The following is a 17,172-nucleotide window of genomic DNA, read 5'->3' as shown; positions in this document are numbered from 1 at the left end:
CCGCTCTCACGTCCCGGTGCCGGTGTCGATGAGGATCTGTGCGGCCTGGGTGACGTTGTCGGCGCGTACCGCTTCGGCCATCGCGGCGCGCGCCGCGTCGGGTGTCGCGTGCGGCGGGACCACCAGGAGGGAGAAGTGGTCCGCCTCGCCCCGGGTGACGAGGACGGTGTCGTCGCCGACCGGGAAGGAGTCGATGCGGACGACACGGTCGCCGACGACCAGACGCGTCGGCAGTTCCTCCCAGGCGCTCGCGTCCAGGCCGACCCGGGTGACCGGGCCCACCAGCGCGGTCAGCGCGGTGATCAGGGCGGGGAGTTCGGCCGCGATGTCACGGGAGCGCGGCCACCACGCCCCGTCGAGAACGCCCCGCCGGTCAGCTGTCGTCTTCAGCCGTACGACGGCCGTACCGGGCTTCACGGCCCGGTGGACGGCGTCCGGCGGGAGCGGGGTCACCCGCGGGGAACCGGATCCGGTACCCATGGCGAACCTCCCTCGACATCGGCCACCGCGGCCGCCATGAGCGGTTCCGCGGCCTCCTCGGTCGTGTCCGGGGGCACGACCAGCAGGTCCCAGCGCCCCCGGCCGGGGGCGAGCAGGACGACGGTGTGCGGGGCGGACGCGGCCAGGGTCCTGCGCAGCCGTACGACCTGGTTGGACACGAGCATCCGGCCGGCCGTCACGGGCCAGGCCGCCCCGTTGACGGTGACGCTGGTGATATGACCCCACTCCCGCGGCAACCCGGCGAGCAGACGCGGGAGTTCGACGAGGAGGTCGTAGGAGCGCGGCCACCACGCTCCGTCGATGGACCGGGGCATGCCGCCGTGGGGAGCCAGGCGCAGGCGCAGGACAGGGTGCGAGGGAAGCGGGGGTTGCAGTGCGGTGGTCATGGGCTGGGCTCCTGTCGACTGCCGTGCGCGAGTGGGTGGTTGACGTCAGGCGCGACGGGCCGCTACCCGGTCCGGCGTCGGCCAGCGCACGTCGTGCACCCAGCCGAGGCGTTCGAGGAGGCGGATGACGGCGGCCGACGGGTCGATCTGACCGCGGTCGACGCCGTGCCGGGCGCTGGTGGGGTCGGCGTGGTGGAGGTTGTGCCAGCTCTCGCCGAAGGAGAGCAGGGCCAGCGGCCACAGGTTGGTCGCCCGGTCGTGGCTCCGGGTGCGGAAGGGGCGCTCGCCGATCATGTGGCAGAGGGAGTTGACGCTCCAGGTGACGTGGTGGAGCAGGGCGATGCGGACGAGTCCCGCCCACAGCAGGGCGGTCACGCCGTACAGCCAGGTGCCGCCGATCGCCCAGCCCAGGCCGAAGGGCAGGGCGAGGGTGAGGACGCACAGCGCCGGGAAGGCGCGGTCGACGGCGCGGATGTCCGGGTCGGCGAGCAGGTCGGGGGCGTAACGCTCGGCGGGCGTGCGGTCGTTGCGGAACAGCCAGCCGACATGGGCGTGCGCCAGACCGCGCAACTGGCCGCGCAGGTGCGTGCCGTAGCGGTACGGCGAGTGCGGGTCGCCGGGGCGGTCGGTGAAGGCGTGATGGCGGCGGTGGGTGGCGACCCAGCCGATGACATCGCCCTGGAAGCTCATCGAACCGGCCACGGCGAGCGCGATGCGCACGGGGCGGACGGCCCGGTAGCTGCCATGGGTGAGTCCGCGGTGGAAGCCGACCGTGACGCCGAGGCCCGTGATCGTGTAGAAGACGGCGGCGAGCAGGATGTCGGCGGGGTGGATCAGGCTGCCCCACAGCAGCCGGCCGGCCAGGCCGAGGGCCACGAACGGCAGGACGACGATCACCGCGGTCACGGCCAGGTACAGCCGGTCCCCGCTCTCGCGCGCGGGCGCCGGGCCGTCCGGCGGGAAGGGTGAGGTGCCGTCGTAGGTCCGGGGCGGCGGGTCGGTGTCCGGCGGGGCTGCCGTGACAGGCGTGACCGGCGTGATGGGGCTGGCTGACATGGACGGGGCTCCTGCCCTCGATGAGGCCGCTCTGACGGAGGTGCGGCCGGGGTCACGGGCTGCCCCTGGGACGGGTGGTGTGCTGTGGACGACCTGTCGCGTTGGCACGACACACCCTCGTTCTCCCCACCGTACTCCTCGTGCGGGGGAACACCCGGACACCGCTGGTCAGCGCCGTCCGGCCGGTGTGCCCGGGCCGGCCGCGCGTTGACACCCACCGTCGCCGGACGTTGACTGGCAGCACGGCGCAGGGCCAGGAAGGGCAGGGCCGACCGGGTCTCCGGAAGCCTGCGGCAGACCGTCGAGAAGGCGAAGGGCGCCTTCGGGCGGTGACCCTCATCCCCAGGGAAGCGGTACACACGACCATGTACGACCAGACACGCGCCCAGCAGCCCGCGGACCGGCCCTCGGGCACCGTCGGGCACCGTGCCACGGGCCCGGAGCCGCTGCTCCCCTCGGACGGACGGGAGGAGATCGTGCGCCGCCTCGGACATGCCGTCAACACCTTCGCGGACAGCCCGCGCGAGGCACTGGAAGAGGCCGAGGGCGCGTTCGACGAAGCCGCCGCCCAGTTGGCGAACGCCCTCGCGGAGCGGCGGCAGGCCCTGCGCGCGGCCTGGGCGGACCTCGACCCCGAGACGCAGTCCACCGAACTCCGGTTCGCGCTGCGGGAGTACCGGGAACTCGCCGGGCGGCTGCTGCGCGCCTAGGCCGCGGGTCCAGCCGTCGGTGGGTGTGCCGCCGACCGCTGGAGTGTGCCCGGCACCGCGGCTTCCGGCGGCCGCCGCCGGTCTCTCGGACCTGGACGGCGGCCGTCGGGGGCTCCCCGCGCGACCGCTCCCCCCTCTTGGGCGCGCGATCGGGAGCCGGGTGCCCCGCGTCGGACCGTGCGACGGCACGCGGGAGTTGCCGCGTCGGTCTCGCGACGAAGGGAAGAGACGGGGTGAACACAGGGACGGCCGGAACGGCAGAAGAGCCGACTGCTCTGCAGGGGCCGGGAATCGGTCCTTGCCCGTGGTCAAGGGGCACGGGCAGCCCTCAGGGCTGCCGAACGGTGTGCGTCTCCCACGGGATCCCGCGGGCGGCCGAACACCGTAACCCTACGTGCACGCACCCCGGGTGAGAACCCTCCCGTACACCCGGCTCGCCCGACCGCGGGGCGGAGTAGCGTGGACCGCACCGGGAGTCACCCGTACGCCGGCCCTCCGTCGGCGTCGTTCTCGGCGCACCACGACACCGGTCCGTCGCACGGCGGCCCGGGGACAGGGACCGCGACATGAACGCGCCCACCGGTCGACGCGCCTCACCCGACCGGGAACCCCCCTCATCACTTCCCGCCGCCCGGCTCACCCTGCGCCCACCGACTTTTCCGCCCGGTCCGGTGAGCGGCGCCTGGTGGCCCCGTTCCGACGACCTGGCGGCCGAACTGCCCGCTCTCATCGAGGCGTTCGACACATCGTGGGGCCGTGTGACGCGGCTGGCCGCGCACCGCGGTGTCTGGCGCCAGGCGCCGTGCGACCTGCCCGTCGCCGGTCACACCGTGCGGGCCTCGTGGTACACGTCCGGGTTCGACCCGCATGCCGTCCGGCTCTTCGCCTACGGCGTCGGACGCCGGGACCTGCTGGTCGTCCCGCCCGGGACCGAGAAGGCCACGGCCCAACGGCTGATGAGAGCCGCGGCCGACCCCACGCACCACCTCACCGCGAGCGCGCTCCTGGCCCTGTGACGCGTGTCGAACAAGAAAACGGGCGGAATTGTTCCCGGCCCGTGATCGAGCACGCCGTGCTACTGTCGAACCAGGTTGCAGTTGTGGTTTGCCAAAAGGGTTCATTTTTCCGACGGGTTGATCATCACGGCGACACGGAGTCCGCACAAGGCGAACTCCGAGCCCCGTTTCCGAAGGAGAAATGACATGGCCACAGGCACTGTGAAGTGGTTCAACGCCGAAAAGGGTTTCGGCTTCATCGCGCAGGACGGCGGCGGCGCCGACGTCTTCGCCCACTACTCGAACATCGCCACCCAGGGCTTCCGCGAGCTGCAGGAGGGCCAGAAGGTGTCGTTCGACATCGCTCAGGGCCAGAAGGGCCCGACCGCCGAGAACATCGTTCCGGCCTGACACCGGCTCTGACGCTTTCGCAGCTGGGGCCCGCACCTGAGGGTGCGGGCCCCAGCTCGCTGCTTTTCCCAGGGGATTCACCCCAGTTGTCTTCGGCCCGTTCTCGCGATTCTCTGCGCCGTTCATCGTGCTGCGGGAATTCCTTGATACGAGCCCGCATCGAGGAAGGTTCCGCATGAACCGAGCACGCCCGTCCCGCAGTTCACGCACCACCCGCACCCACGACCGCTTCGAGGGCTCCGCCGCAGGCCGCTCCGGCACCCGGCACCGTCCCAAAGCCAAGCCCAAGGGCCACGGCGGCGGCCGACCCGCCGCGACCGGCGGCGAATTCACGCCGCCGAAGACGATCGAGCCCGCGCTGCCCGCTGTCGAGTCGTTCGCCGAACTCGCCCTGCCGGCACCGCTGCTGGCCGCACTCGGCCAGGAAGGCGTGACCGTGCCCTTCCCGATCCAGGCGGCCACCCTGCCGAACTCCCTGGCCGGCCGTGACGTACTCGGCCGGGGCCGTACCGGTTCCGGCAAGACCCTCGCCTTCGGCCTCCCGGTGCTGGCCCGTACGGCGGGCCGGCGCGCCGCACCGCGGCAGCCGCTGGCCCTCGTCCTCGTACCCACCCGCGAACTCGCCCAGCAGGTCACCGACGCGCTCACCCCGTACGCCCGCGCCGTACGGCTGCGGCTGGCCACCGTGGTCGGCGGGTTGTCGATCGGCAGGCAGGCGCATGCGCTGCGGGACGGGGCCGAGGTCGTCGTCGCGACGCCGGGGCGGCTCAAGGACCTCATCGACCGAGGTGACTGCCGACTGAGCGACGTCGCCATCACCGTCCTGGACGAGGCGGACCAGATGACCGACATGGGGTTCATGCCCCAGGTCACCGCGCTGCTGGACCAGGTGCGTGACGGCGGCCAGCGGATGCTCTTCTCGGCCACCCTGGACCGCAACGTCGACCTCCTGGTCCGCCGCTACCTGAGCGACCCGGTGGTCCACTCCGTCGACCCGTCGGCGGGTGCCGTCACCACGATGGAGCACCACGTCCTCCATGTGCACGAGGCGGACAAGCACCGCACGACCACCGAGATCGCGGCGCGAGACGGCCGGGTGATCATGTTCCTGGACACCAAGCACGCGGTGGACCGGCTCACCAAGCACCTCCTCGGCAGCGGCGTCCGCGCCGCCGCCCTGCACGGCGGCAGGTCCCAGCCGCAGCGCACCCGGACCCTCGCGCAGTTCAAGGACGGCCATGTCACGGTGCTGGTGGCGACCAATGTCGCGGCGCGCGGCATCCACGTCGACGACCTCGACCTGGTCGTCAACGTGGATCCGCCCGGCGACCACAAGGACTACCTGCACCGGGGCGGCCGTACGGCCCGCGCCGGCGCGTCCGGCAGCGTCGTCACGCTGGTGACCCCCGGCCAACGCCGTGACATGGCCCGGCTGATGGCCTCGGCCGGCATCGCCCCGACGATCACCGCGGTGCGTTCGGGCGAGGAGGCGCTGAGCCGTATCACGGGCGCCAAGGCCCCGTCCGGCGTCCCGGTCGTCATCGCCGTGCCGACGGCGGAGCCCGCCCGCCGGGCCGCGGCCGGTGCACCGGCTTCGGCCCGGGGACGGCGGGGGCGCACCACTCGGGGCCGGTCCGCGGGCAAGCGCCGCGCCGCGTGACGGGTCGGCGGTCCGCCGTCGACCCGGCGGCCGGTCCGCAGCCATCCCGACCTGAACGTCCACCCGTACCGCAGGAGGCAGCCGTGACACCGGTTCAGACGCATCGACACCCGGCCGCCCCCGGACTCACGACCAGGGCCGGCCACCTGGACCCGACCGAGCTGCGGGTCGGTGACGACATGACCGTCGAGGTGGCCCTGTCCGTCATGGCCGGTGCCGGGGTGGAGCACCTGCTCCTGTGCGACGAGGACGACGAGCGCACCGGCTCGGTCAGCCGGGCCGAACTCGTCGTGCACCGCGACAGCTCCGCCTACACGGACCGCGTCCGCCTGCGGGACGTCCTCGGCGCACCGTGCGCGGTCGTCGGCCCCTCCTCCTGCTCTCTGTGACTTCCCCTGACTTCTCCCTGTGAGGCAACATGCGCTGTGTCATCGCCCGATACCCGTTCGAACTGACCAGGGACGGAGTGCTGGCCTCGATGGCGGGCGTCAGACCCGAGATCGTCACCGGTGACTCCGTGACCATCGGCCGCCGCCGCTATCCCGTGATGCAGGTCGGTGAGGTCATCACCCGGCAGGACCGCCGCGACTTCAGCGGCGGCGAGGTGACCCGGGCCATGGTCCGCCTCGGCTTCACCTGCCACGCCGGCCCCCAGGCCGCGCCGCCCCTGGCTCCGGTTGCCCGCAGCCCCCTCCAGGTCGCCTCGGAACTGCTCGGGAGCCCTGACCCGCAGAACGCGTGACGCCTCGCGGCGGGCGGCACTCGGCCACCCTCCGGGAAGCTCCGACCGGACAGAGGAGCTGGGCATGTGCCCTCGTCCCGACGCGCCCGAGCCCTACCGCAAGCCCGAACTGTTCGACGAATGCCGGCTGGTGCGCGCCCACGGCGAGCTGGACCCGACCACCGTGGCACCCCTGGCGCACGCGCTGGAGGAGGCCCGCACCGGATACGGGCGGGTCTTTCTCATCGTCGACCTCCGTGAGGTGACCTTCACGGACGGAAGCATCCTGCGGCCGCTGTGTGCCGCGTGGGACGACTGTCGGGCCCGGCAGGGCTGGGTCCGGGTCGTGCACAGCAGTACGACGATCGACCTCGTCCTGCTGGGCGGCGGTGTGCTCGGCCGCTTCCCCGCCCATGCCAGCGCCCAGGACGCCTGTTGCGGAAGGACCACGGCAGCCTATGGCGCAGCACCCGCCCCCACATCGACGCGCACGGCCGGCCCAGCGACCCCGTGACGTACGGCAGCCCGTACCGGGCTCACCAGGGCACGACGCCCTGGTCCTCGAAGAACGAACCGGTCGGCCCGCCGTCGGGCAGGGTGGCGAGACGGATCGGTGTGGCCGCGCCCTGCTCGGGGGTGCGGGGTCCGTGGAAGCCGTTGAAGTCGGTCGCCACCAGGCCGGGGCAGGCGGCGTTGATCAGGATGTTCGTGCCGGCGAACTGTCTGGCGTACTGCACGGTGACGGCGTTGAGGTACGACTTGGACGGTGCGTAGGCCGCCATGACGGGACCGATCTCGATGTCCGGGTCCGCCTGCCGGGTCAGGGAGCCGACGGAACTGGAGACGTTGACGATGCGCGGCGACGGCGAGCGGCGCAGCAGCGGCAGCATCGCATTGGTCACCCGGATGACACCGATGACGTTGGTCTCCACGACCGTGCGGACCAGGTCGAGGTCGAGCGTGGTCGGGTCCTGCACCCACCCCGGCCCCATCTCTCCCGAGATGCCGGCGTTGTTGACCAGGACGTCCAGGCGCCCGGCCCGGCGTTGGATCAGTTCCGCGGCATCGGTGACGCTCTGGTCACCGGTCACGTCCAGCGGCACCCCGAACGCGTCCACCCCGGCGGCGCGCAGCTTCTCGACGGCCGTCTCGAGCCGGGCCTCGTCGCGGGCTCCCACGCCCACGCGGTACCCGAGGGCACCGAGCCCGCTCGCGATCTCGTACCCGATTCCCTTGTTCGCACCGGTCACCAGCGCGATCTTCGTTTCGCTCATGCCGTCGATGCTCGCTCGTGGACGAGCGGCGCATCCAACACCGATACGGTGCTCTGTCATACCCGGCAGGTATCACCGAGTTACGGTATGGCCATGGACACCTTGGAGACCCGCGAGCTGAGGTACTTCCTGGCCGTCGCCGAGGAGCTGCACTTCGGCCGCGCCGCCGAGCGCCTCGGCATGGCCCAGCCACCGCTGTCCCGGGCGATCCAGCAGCTCGAGCGGCGCCTCGGTGTCTGTCTGCTGCAACGCAACCGCCGCGGCGTCTCCCTGACCGGCGCCGGAGAGGTGCTGCTGCACGAGGGCCGCGCAGCCCTCGACGCTGCCACAGCCGCCGCTCGCCGCACCCGTCGCGCCGGTGACGCCGGCGGTCCGGGCCGTCCCCGCAACCGCCTGGTGCTGGCGGTGAAGGCCGCCGCGTCTCATGAACTGCTGCAGAAGCTCCTCGACGCCTACGCGGCCGAACCCGACGCCGCCGAGATCGAGGTGCTGCCGTGCGGGATGTGCGAGCAGGAAGAGATGCTGCGCGACGGCCGCGCCGATGTGGCGTTCATGCACAAGCCGTTCAACTCCCTCGCTGGGTTCGACAGCGAGGAACTGATGACCGAGGGGCAGATCGCCGTCCTGCCCGCCGGGCACCCCCTCGCCGCGCGCCAGAGCCTGTCCCTGGCCGACGTCGGCGACGTCCCCGATCTCCCACTCGCCCGCTGGCCCCGCCACGGCACGTACCCGCCCGGCCCGGGCCCCGAGATCCGCGACCAGACGCAGCTGGCCCAGCTGATCGCCCTGGGACGCACCATGGCCGTCGTCCCCGACTCCGCCCGCGCCTGGCTGTGGGCCGAGCACGCCGCCGTCCCCGTGACCGACGCACCCCCCGTCGTCACCCACATCGCCTGGCCCGCGCACAGCCGCTCCCTCACCCTCGCCGGGCTGGTCCGCACGGCCGTACGGCTGTGAACCTGACGCGCCTCCACGCGGCGAGCTCCGCCGCCGGTTCCATGGGCAGTTCCGGAACCGCGACCGTCGTGCTGACCGAGGGTACGACCATGACGTCGTCGGTCTACTCGTACCTCAACAAGTACAGCCCGAGCACGACGAACATCATCACGGTGGGGACCGACGCCGAGTCGGCGCTGGCCAAGGCGTACAACGCCGGCAAGATGCCGCACTGGCCCAGCAGGTACAGCTACTACCGGGTCGCCGGCGCCACGCCGCAGTCGAACGCCATGCGGCTTGCCGACCTGTGGTGGTCGCTGCCGTCGAACGCCGCGGTGGCCTCCGTGGGCAGCTGGCGCGGCGGTGTCTCCGCGTCGTCGGCGATGACGACCTACGGTCCGCTGCTGTGGACCGACGTCAGCTCGCTGTCGTACGACACCAAGCGGTACCTGATGCGGATGTCGGCGAGCGTGGACCATGTGGCCGTCTTCGGCGGCACCGGCTCGGTCGACGCGTCCGTCATCCCGAAGATCGGTGCGGCCATCGGCGTGGGCACCCACTACGTCTACACCCCGTACTACAAGGGAGCGGCCCCGCAGAACCCGACCACCCAGCCGCAGTCCGCCGCCGGCAGCAAGCCCGCTCCGACCCCTGACCTGGCCCCTCTCCGGGTGACGGTCATGAGGTGACCGCCGTGCCCGGGTCGCGGAGCGCCGCGGCCCGGGCCGCCGGCCCGTCCTGCGGTGCGTGTCCGCGGCGGAGGAGCGGGAATGCAGGTGTGAAGGAGCCAGGACAGGGGACTTGGTGCACAGGCCGGGTTTCAGCGGCGTTCCCATGGGGCTGGCTTGGCTCAGGCTTCTCTGGTTCAGCAGGGAGCCGGGGGAGCCGCCGGTGAACGGTCACGCGAGGTTGCCCTCTTCGCACACCCGGCGGGCGACCTCGCGAAGCTTGATGTTGTTCGCCTGCGAGTAGCGGCGCAGCACGTTGAACGCCGCCTCCTCGGTGAGGTGATGGGTGCCCATGAGGATGCCCATGGCCTCGCCGATGACATGGCGGGTGGCGATGGCCTGTTCCAGCTGGGCGTGGGTGCGGGCGCCGGAGAGGGCGACCGCCGCGTGGGAGGCCAGCAGCCAGCCGGCCAGCTCGCTGCTCTCGGTGAACGTCCCCGACTTGCGGGAGTAGAGGTTCAGCGCGCCGAATTCCTCGTCATCGGTGAACAGCAGGAAGCCCATCATGCTGCCGACGCCCAGCCCACGGGCCTGCGGGGCGAAGGAGGGCCAGCGCTGGTGCTCGGCGGTGACGTCGGCGATGCGGAAGACCCGACCGCCCAGCGAGCCGCGGGCCGCGTCGAAGCACGGCCCCTCCCCCAGCCGCTGTTGCAGCAGATCGCTCTCGGTGACCAGGTCGTGGGTGGGGGCGAGCGTCTCCACCTTCGAGTCGCGCAGCATGAGGATGCCGGCCGCGTCACACCCGTCGACCAGCTCCGTGGCCGAAGCGGTGATCCGCTCGAGTGTGGCGGTCACCGAATCCTGCGCCAGAAGATCCCGGGCCATCGACGCCATCTGCTGCGCGAACCGTTCCCAGTCCACCTCGCCCTCCACTTCTCACACGGCCTCGACACACCTGATACCCAGCTTTCCACGCAAGCTGCACAACCGTGGAGGGAGCTGCCGGGCCTCGGGCGAACGGATCGTGGTGGGCGGACGAGCGTGTCAGCCGAGCGTCCGGTCGACGGAGCCGTACGACAGGTCGGCGGCCGGCGCCGGCCGCGGTGACGCGGTCTGGCAGGTGAAGCCGAGCCGGACCAGCGCGCGGACCATCTCGGCGGCGGTGAAGTCGCGCGGGTCCTGGCGGGTGATCACCACGCCGACCTGCTTGACGGGGAACACCTGGTCCCCAATGGCGACACAGGCCCCGGTCGCGGGCTCGGGCCGGACGTTCTCCATCATCTTCTCCACCTCGGCCTTGGACAGGTCGAAGGGGAAGCGGGCGATCACACAGCGCATGGTGCCTCACCAGGGTCGGGGGGATCCGGGGCCGAAAGAGATCAGGCAAACGGAAGGGGCCCGCACCCAAGGTGCGGGCCCCTGTTTCGCCGTATGGGGCGGGGTCAGGCGGGGACGATGTTCTCCGCCTGCGGGCCCTTCTGGCCCTGCGTGACGTCGAAGGTCACCTTCTGGCCTTCCTGAAGCTCGCGGAAGCCCTGGGTGGCGATGTTCGAGTAGTGGGCGAAGACGTCCGGACCGCCGCCCTCCTGCTCGATGAAGCCGAAGCCCTTTTCCGAGTTGAACCACTTCACAGTGCCGGTGGCCATGTGTTTTCTCCTGTTAGGCAGTGCTGGAACCCGCACCTCGCGGGCTCCCTCATCGCTGTGATGATCACCTGCCCCGGAAAACCGGTAAGAATGGCAACCACAACTGCAACTGAGATTCAGCCTAGCACGGAGCAAATCCACGGCAAGGAAAGAAGAGAAGGCGGCGCGGAAAACAGTCCGCGCGTCGGAAAATACCTTTTGGGAACCGGTTGGATTTCTGCTCCGGCGCCGTCAGGTTTTCACTCCTCGCGGCGCAGCTTCTCGTTGACGCGCAGCGCGTCGGCCAGCTGGTCCTCGAGGCCGATGATCCGGCAGGCCGCCTCGATCGGTGTGCCCTGGCCGACCATGTCACGGGCCCGGGCGGCCAGGCGCAGCTGGTGGCGCGAGTAGCGGCGGTGACCACCCTCGGAGCGCATCGGTGTGATCAGCCCGGCCTCGCCGAGGGCCCGGAGGAACCCCGGGGTCGCACCGATCACCTCGGCGGCGCGGCCCATGGTGTAGGCGGGGTGGTGGTCGTCGTCGAGCCGGTCGGTGGCGTGCGACCGGTCTTCCGAGGGCATGTGTGCCTTCCCGCGGACCGCCGAACGTCACGGCCCGCAACAGGGAGCTTGTTCCCGTAGCAGAACTCTAGTCGGCCTCACCGAAATCCTGCCGCGGCGGACGCAGAATGTCCGCGGGCTTCAGCGGAGCACCAGGAGGCGGCGCGGAGCGAAGCGGGACACCCCGCGGCCCTCGCCCGGCAGGCAGCGCCAGCCCCAGGCCAGCAGCGCCCGGTAGGTGTCCGCGTCAGCGCGGTCGACCAGGGTGACGCCGAGCGCGCCGGCGTGGTCGTCGAGCAGCCGCCCCTGCAGACGCCGGGCGAGATTCCACTCGCGGGTCTGGTCCTGCGTGCGCACCCGGCCCTCGACGAGGATGCCGGCGACCGCGAACAGCCTGCCAAGGGCGGCGACGCGGAACAGGTCCTCCGGGAGATACCCGTCGAGCCCCTGCCACCACAGCCCGGCACCGCACACGGGAAAGCCGTAGGCACACGCCGTCAGGACGGTGACGCCCGCGGGGCCGGCGGTCTCCGCCACCAGCAGCTCGAACCCCGGCCGCCGCACATGACCCGCGAGCCGCCGCCGAAAGGCCGCGCACCGGTCCCGGTCCGACAGGTCCAAGAACCCCGACTCGCCCACCTCGACCGGCTCACTCGACGAGGTGCGCGCGGACAACGCACCGAGCTCCCCCATCCGGTCGTCGATCTGACGCCGGGTCAGTGCCCGGACGAGCTCACCCTTCTCGGGCGACGGCCCCTGCCGATGCCGCGGTGGGCGCGGCTCCTCGGGAAGCGTCCGGTCCGGCATCTGCGCGGCCATGCGGCGACCCTGCCCCGGGCCCGGACGGGGTCCGGCCCGGCGTCGTCGTTCGCCGAGAACGGCACCGGCGCAGGAGCCGGCGCACGAGAAGCCCTCGACGCCTTCGAGCCTACGCCCGGTGAGCCGTGGCCCGGTCGTCGATGGAAACCGTTCAACACCTACGCGAGCATCGTGGCCCGCGACCGGGGCGACGCTGAGGGACGTCACCTGCTCCGGTGCCACGACGGCGAACATCCTGACCGCGGGCCAGTCGGGGCAGCCGGCGCAGATCAAGGCCGTGAAGAGCACGACCCTGTCCCGCGAGGGCCGAGCAGGTGCCGTTCCGGTCGGCGCACGCCGATGGTGATCGTGACCAGGCGGTGCGCACTTCTTCAACAGGTGGGTTCGGGTGTCACCAGTTGATGGCGTCGTCCATCGACTGCTGCCAGTAGGTGACCTTGAGCGAGTCGTCGACGTAGACGCCCTTCGCGGGCAGCGAGGGGTGAGCGCCCGCGCCGACGCTCTCGGTGCCGGAGCGGCCGTAGAAGTAGACGGTGAGGGACTTCGAGGTGTAGCCGTGCTTGCCGCTGCCGTCGGTGGCGGACAGGCTGACCGACGCGTAGCCGGACTCGCCCGGCTCGAGCGTGACGACCGCCTGCGGCTGCGAGTCCTTGATGACCGGGGGCACGGACTGCTCCTGGCCGAAGTTGACGGCCGGGTAGTAATAGAGGAAGCAGGGCTTGCTGCCGGTGTTGGTGACCGTGAGCAGCATGTGGTTCACGGGGCGGGTCAGCGGGGCCGCGACCGTCTTGGTGTTGGAACCCTCGCAGGTGACCGGCTTGTTGGACGAGGTGGTCTTCGCAGGCGTCTTCGACGTGGCCGAGGTGTTCGCCGCGGGGTGGGACGTGCGGGTCGCCAAGCCGGCCTTCGGCGCCGGGGAGTGGGCGGCCGAGGCGGACGGCGAAGGGGCGGGCGAGGAGGACTTCGCGGTCGGCGTGGTGGCCGCCGAGACACCCTCGGAGTGAATGCCCGTGCCGTTGTTGCACGCGGTCAGGGAGAGCGCGGCGAGGACGACGGTCGTGGCGGCGGTGACGAGACGGGTGCGGGAGGTGCGGAGCTTCGACATGCGACGGATCCCCTTCGGTGTTCGGGTGGGGTGGTGATTGGATGACCGAAGCTTGTGAGGCGATCTGTCCCAACCGCCAGACGGACCGGGGAGTTGGGGACGCGGGAACGCCGAAACGGGCTCTGAACAGGGGGAACGCAGTGGTCCTGGAACGCGGGACTGGAACACGACGGGATGGGGAACGGGTGTCAGGGGCAACAGGGGCCGACGGGACGGAGGCGTTCGCACGGCTGCTGCGGGAGCTCAAGGACCGCTCGGGACTGAGTTACGGGACGCTCGCCAAGCGGCTGCACATGAGCACCTCGACACTGCACCGCTACTGCAACGGCACAGCGGTGCCCGTCGAGTACGCCCCGGTGGAGCGCCTCGCACGGGTCTGCCGGGCGACGCCGGACGAACTGGTGGAGCTGCACCGGCGCTGGATCCTGGCGGACGCGACACGGGGAAGCAGAGTCGAACCGCTCACGGTCGAACCGGCCACCGTGGATCCGGGCCCGTCGGCGTCACCCGCCCGGAGTGAGGAAGAGGACGAGGAGCCCGTCGTCGTCGACCTGCCGCGCGTGCCCGCCCGGTCAGGTCGTCGCCGTACCGTCCTGATCGCCGCCGTCGCGGTGGCCGCCGTGCTGGGAGCCGTCGCGCTCACCGTGCCGTTCGGCGGCGGGGACGACACGGGTGGCGATCGGGCCGCCGGTGACACCGCCCTCACCACCGGTACGCCGGACACCGCGAAGCCGTCCCTCTCCCCGTCCCCGAGCGCGACGGGACACAAGCCGTCCGCAGCGGCCTCGGCCGGCGCCACCGAGTCCCGGGGCACGGCGAAGAACGGCGGCGAGCAGGGCGGCGCCCAGGACACCGACGGCGGCGCCACCGACGTCGTCCCGCTCACCGTCGGCACCCGTCCCTATGTCTACGACGACCCGTGCAGCCAGCACTTCCTCGTCGACAGCGAGCCCGCGCAGGTCGGCCCGCCGGCGAGCGAGCAGGACGCGCCGCGCTGGGCCGCCGCGTACGGGGCGGTGTCCTCGGGCGGCCAGGAGGTCGCCCTCACCGTCCAGGGCACCGGCGCGCAGACCGTCGTACTGGAGGCGCTGCACGTGCGCGTCCTCAGCAGGGGCGCGCCGCTCGCCTGGAACGACTACTCGATGGGCGTCGGCTGCGGCGGTGGCGTCGAGACCAAGGCGTTCGACATCGACCTCGACAACGGCAGTCCCACGGTCACCGTCAAGGGCGGCCAGCGGGACTTCCCGTACAAGGTCAGCGAGTCCGACCCGGAGGTCTTCTACGTCACCGCCCACACCAAGGCCCACGACGTGCGATGGGACCTCACCCTGGACTGGTCCAGCGGCAGCCGGAGCGGGACGGTCCACATCGACAACGCCGGCACCGCGTTCCGCACCAGCGCCGATGTGAACCGTCCGGGCTACGACTACCCGCTGGGCGGCAGCGAGTGGATCAAGCGGGAAACAGGATGAATTGCGTTGGCTGCAACAGCCCGTAGGCCCTGGCCCCGAACGTTGTCCTTCTGGACCCAAAGCCAGCGATTTCCTCTGCAATGAAGACTTTCAGAGGTCGCGTGCAGGCGGCCCAGACGGACGACTCGCCCCTCGCGATCCCCAACCCGGGTCCCCCGCAGGGCCGTTCGAGCTTCGAACGCATTACCTTCCCTCGAAAGTCCGGCCCCGAGGGTCCCCCGGCGTGTCGGCCTGCCCGGTCGCGAGAACGCAGCGAGCCGCCGTACCGGCAGGTGACCGGTGTCGACGGCTCTTCGCCCACTGCGGTGCCGGAAAGACCGCTCTCAGCCCATGTACAGGAAGGGCGACGGTACAACTAGTGAACGTTCGGGGCCCAGCACTGCGGTTTCTGCCATGGCCAGTCGGTCAGTTGGCGGACCCGCTCATCGATGACGAAGGCGTCGCGGCGGTGAGCGAGGGGCTGGGGGGCGGTGAACTCGGCTGGGAAGAGGCGTTGTTCGCGGTGGGCGTCGGCGAGGAAGCGGGCGCTCCCGTGCTCGGTGTCGCCGAGGCTTGGCTCGCGGAAGGTGCTGCGGTACTCGGCGCCACGGTCGGGGACGGGGTGTTCGGGGGGTTGCTGGACGGCGGCGTCTGGCCGAGCGGCACGAGGACGGCGTCGGTCACCAAACCGGCCGCGTCCGTCGTGAGACCGACGGGGTTTCCGACGCCGAGGAGCCGGTCGCAGCCGAGGTTGGTGAAGGACTGGTTTGCCCGTGAGGCCAGGAAGCCGAAGAGGTTCGGGGCCGTCCCCGGGTCGGGTGAGGGCGCGTTCGTGAAGAGCGCCCTGTCCTGGAAGACGCGCCGGAGGCCGACGGGGTCGCCGAAGAGGGTGCTGCAGAAGGCCTGCCCGTCTCCGTCGTGGCCCGCGCCGATCGGGGGCATGTCGACGCCGGCGCGGTAGCGGTTGGTCTTGCGGACGCTGGTGTGGTCGTCGACGAGTGTCATCGGGTCGTTCTGCGGGACGAGCGCGATCGGGGCCCGCTGACGGGCCGCGGCGGACAGTTCGTCCAGGGACAGAGCCGAGGAGGCTTGGCCGTCGCTGGACTGGTTGGGCGCGGTGAAGGGGGTGCAGCCCAGGGCCGGGTCGATGAAGTGCGTCAGCAGGAGGTTGTCGCTGCCGTTGGTCAGGTCCGTGAGCGTCGCGCTGTTCGACGACCCCGCGTTGCCGTGGTGATGGTTGCCCGCCTGCGCCGCCTTGCGTATGGCTGCCCTGCTCGCGGCGTTGTTCTGGGCGATGCGGCCGTGGGCGTCGGCGAGGTAGTGGGTGACCACATTGTCGCTGCCGTCCTGATCCACGACGGAGAAGTCCCGGGTGGTCGGACAGGGCCGACCGTCCTTGGCGGTCCCCAGCGCGGGGATCCTGAGGTGCTTCTTGGCCGTCTGGGTGCCGGCGGCACGGAAGAAGGCGGGGGCGTTGCAGTAGGCGAACTGGCCGAAGACGGATCCCGGCACGCCGTTGACACACCTGCCCTGGGCGAGGCTGCCGGAGTGGCCGCTCGACTTCAGGGTGAGCTGGTCGCCGTTGAAGCCGAACCATACGCCGACCGTCGATCCCCTCGGCACGGTGGGCCGGACGGTGGGTGCGGCTGGTCTCGTCCCCTTGTCGATCACCAGCGGGTCATAGACGGTCAGTTTGCCGCTTTTGGTCACTATGGCCGCTTCGACGAACGCCGCCTGGTCGGGGTTGGCCTCGTGGCACGGGCCCTTGCCGGGGTCCGTGGCTGCGAGCTTGTAGGGCGTTGCCAGGCCCTGGGCGGTGAGGGGATGGCTGGGTACCACCAGCGTGCAGTTCGGATCGGGCACGGTGCCCTGCGCCGGTTGTGCGGCCGTGTTCCCGTCGGCCTGCGCCTGCTGATGGTGGCCACCCCCCGCCGCGAACACCGATCCGGCTACGACGGCCAGGATCACCGGCCCACCGATGACGGCGAGCGACCACTTCGACCGGGTCCGACGCCGGGCGTGCTCACGCCGCGCGGTAGGCGGTGACTGTATCGAGTTCTTCAGGGGCACTGGCCTGCTCCTTACTGTGCTTCCCCCCGGTGGACTGGCGGTGGCCGACCGGAGCGCACCGTGCGTGCCGGATTGGGCGCCAGAGACGTTAACAGCGCGCTACTGGACAACTCACAGCGCTTTGCCAACGAAATGCCCACCCGAAAGGATCACGAGGAAGTCGGCTGCGGCTCGATTGCAGCATTGGGTAAGGAGGTTCACCTGTTGCGACCGGAGGTGTTCAC

At 71.3% G+C, this 17,172-nt stretch carries 21 protein-coding genes; 10 read left to right on the top strand and 11 right to left on the bottom strand.

All coding sequences use genetic code 11. From position 1 onward, the window contains the following. Window positions 1-6: 6 nt before the first annotated feature. From ACWC09_RS03975 to ACWC09_RS03965, 3 genes are read right to left on the bottom strand one after another with little or no spacing between them, the layout of a single operon-like run. The gene (locus ACWC09_RS03975; RefSeq protein WP_450848211.1) at window positions 7-480 is read right to left on the bottom strand and encodes a DUF5994 family protein; all 474 of its coding nucleotides are present in this window, start codon (window positions 478-480) and stop codon (window positions 7-9) included. Beyond that, window positions 450-887 carry a DUF5994 family protein gene (locus ACWC09_RS03970; protein ID WP_450848209.1) on the bottom strand — a complete coding sequence of 146 codons (438 nt, stop codon included), beginning with the start codon at window positions 885-887 and terminating at the stop codon, window positions 450-452. The genes ACWC09_RS03975 and ACWC09_RS03970 overlap by 31 nt, the downstream gene beginning before the upstream one ends. A gap of 45 nt (window positions 888-932) precedes the next feature. Further along, on the bottom strand, window positions 933-1,943 hold the full coding sequence (locus ACWC09_RS03965) for an acyl-CoA desaturase (RefSeq protein ID WP_450848207.1): 1,011 nt from the start codon (window positions 1,941-1,943) through the stop codon (window positions 933-935). A gap of 365 nt (window positions 1,944-2,308) precedes the next feature. On the opposite strand from ACWC09_RS03965, the gene ACWC09_RS03960 reads away from it, so the two are divergent. From ACWC09_RS03960 to ACWC09_RS03930, 7 genes are all read left to right on the top strand, one after another. Next, on the top strand, window positions 2,309-2,653 hold the full coding sequence (locus tag ACWC09_RS03960) for a hypothetical protein (protein WP_450848205.1): 345 nt from the start codon (window positions 2,309-2,311) through the stop codon (window positions 2,651-2,653). 566 nt (window positions 2,654-3,219) lie between these two features. Continuing rightward, window positions 3,220-3,669: a DUF5994 family protein gene (locus ACWC09_RS03955; RefSeq protein ID WP_450848204.1), complete on the top strand. Its 450-nt coding sequence runs from the start codon at window positions 3,220-3,222 to the stop codon at window positions 3,667-3,669. A gap of 186 nt (window positions 3,670-3,855) precedes the next feature. Further along, window positions 3,856-4,059: a cold-shock protein gene (locus ACWC09_RS03950; RefSeq protein WP_030952702.1), complete on the top strand. Its 204-nt coding sequence runs from the start codon at window positions 3,856-3,858 to the stop codon at window positions 4,057-4,059. A 175-nt stretch (window positions 4,060-4,234) separates the two neighbouring features. Continuing rightward, the gene (locus ACWC09_RS03945; protein WP_450848202.1) at window positions 4,235-5,719 is read left to right on the top strand and encodes a DEAD/DEAH box helicase; all 1,485 of its coding nucleotides are present in this window, start codon (window positions 4,235-4,237) and stop codon (window positions 5,717-5,719) included. An 83-nt stretch (window positions 5,720-5,802) separates the two neighbouring features. Then, window positions 5,803-6,108 (top strand): CBS domain-containing protein, encoded by a 306-nt coding sequence (locus ACWC09_RS03940; RefSeq protein WP_450848200.1) that lies wholly within the window; start codon window positions 5,803-5,805, stop codon window positions 6,106-6,108. A gap of 29 nt (window positions 6,109-6,137) precedes the next feature. Beyond that, window positions 6,138-6,461 carry an SCO5918 family protein gene (locus ACWC09_RS03935; protein WP_450848198.1) on the top strand — a complete coding sequence of 108 codons (324 nt, stop codon included), beginning with the start codon at window positions 6,138-6,140 and terminating at the stop codon, window positions 6,459-6,461. Window positions 6,462-6,525: 64 nt separating this feature from the next. Beyond that, window positions 6,526-6,954: an STAS domain-containing protein gene (locus ACWC09_RS03930; RefSeq protein ID WP_450848196.1), complete on the top strand. Its 429-nt coding sequence runs from the start codon at window positions 6,526-6,528 to the stop codon at window positions 6,952-6,954. Between the two features lie 22 nt (window positions 6,955-6,976). Here the strand turns inward: ACWC09_RS03930 and ACWC09_RS03925 are convergent, their stop codons facing one another. Next, window positions 6,977-7,714 carry an SDR family oxidoreductase gene (locus ACWC09_RS03925; RefSeq protein ID WP_450848194.1) on the bottom strand — a complete coding sequence of 246 codons (738 nt, stop codon included), beginning with the start codon at window positions 7,712-7,714 and terminating at the stop codon, window positions 6,977-6,979. 93 nt (window positions 7,715-7,807) lie between these two features. On the opposite strand from ACWC09_RS03925, the gene ACWC09_RS03920 reads away from it, so the two are divergent. Both ACWC09_RS03920 and ACWC09_RS03915 read left to right on the top strand, forming a co-directional pair. Then, on the top strand, window positions 7,808-8,671 hold the full coding sequence (locus ACWC09_RS03920; protein ID WP_450848192.1) for a LysR family transcriptional regulator: 864 nt from the start codon (window positions 7,808-7,810) through the stop codon (window positions 8,669-8,671). Next, a complete protein-coding gene (locus ACWC09_RS03915; protein ID WP_450848190.1) occupies window positions 8,668-9,339 on the top strand; it encodes a hypothetical protein in 672 nt (223 codons plus the stop codon). The genes ACWC09_RS03920 and ACWC09_RS03915 overlap by 4 nt, the downstream gene beginning before the upstream one ends. Window positions 9,340-9,549: 210 nt before the next feature. On the opposite strand, the gene ACWC09_RS03910 is transcribed toward ACWC09_RS03915, so the two are convergent. The 6 genes from ACWC09_RS03910 to ACWC09_RS03885 all read right to left on the bottom strand — a co-directional run bounded on the left by ACWC09_RS03910 (window position 9,550) and on the right by ACWC09_RS03885 (window position 13,427). Continuing rightward, the gene (locus ACWC09_RS03910) at window positions 9,550-10,239 is read right to left on the bottom strand and encodes a GAF and ANTAR domain-containing protein (RefSeq protein ID WP_450848189.1); all 690 of its coding nucleotides are present in this window, start codon (window positions 10,237-10,239) and stop codon (window positions 9,550-9,552) included. 123 nt (window positions 10,240-10,362) lie between these two features. Then, window positions 10,363-10,656, bottom strand: a complete 294-nt coding sequence (locus ACWC09_RS03905; protein ID WP_450848187.1) for an SCO5918 family protein — start codon at window positions 10,654-10,656, stop codon at window positions 10,363-10,365. Window positions 10,657-10,760: 104 nt separating this feature from the next. After that, window positions 10,761-10,964, bottom strand: a complete 204-nt coding sequence (locus ACWC09_RS03900) for a cold-shock protein (RefSeq protein ID WP_356349206.1) — start codon at window positions 10,962-10,964, stop codon at window positions 10,761-10,763. Between the two features lie 239 nt (window positions 10,965-11,203). After that, complete coding sequence (locus ACWC09_RS03895; RefSeq protein ID WP_450848185.1) at window positions 11,204-11,524, bottom strand: MerR family transcriptional regulator; 321 nt, start codon at window positions 11,522-11,524, stop codon at window positions 11,204-11,206. 120 nt (window positions 11,525-11,644) lie between these two features. Then, window positions 11,645-12,322, bottom strand: coding sequence for a hypothetical protein (locus ACWC09_RS03890; protein WP_450848184.1), 678 nt, complete (start codon window positions 12,320-12,322; stop codon window positions 11,645-11,647). A gap of 391 nt (window positions 12,323-12,713) precedes the next feature. Next, window positions 12,714-13,427, bottom strand: a complete 714-nt coding sequence (locus ACWC09_RS03885; RefSeq protein WP_450848182.1) for a DUF4232 domain-containing protein — start codon at window positions 13,425-13,427, stop codon at window positions 12,714-12,716. Window positions 13,428-13,612: 185 nt separating this feature from the next. Between ACWC09_RS03885 and ACWC09_RS03880 the strand changes: the two genes are divergently transcribed. Continuing rightward, entirely contained in the window at window positions 13,613-14,899 is a 1,287-nt protein-coding gene (locus ACWC09_RS03880) for a helix-turn-helix domain-containing protein (protein WP_450848180.1), read from the top strand. A gap of 405 nt (window positions 14,900-15,304) precedes the next feature. Here the strand turns inward: ACWC09_RS03880 and ACWC09_RS03875 are convergent, their stop codons facing one another. Beyond that, on the bottom strand, window positions 15,305-16,948 hold the full coding sequence (locus ACWC09_RS03875) for a hypothetical protein (RefSeq protein WP_450848178.1): 1,644 nt from the start codon (window positions 16,946-16,948) through the stop codon (window positions 15,305-15,307). Window positions 16,949-17,172 lie beyond the last annotated feature (224 nt).

It is taken from the genome of Streptomyces sp. NPDC001617 (genome assembly GCF_053596855.1).
This window is presented reverse-complemented; position numbering and strand designations above follow the sequence as displayed.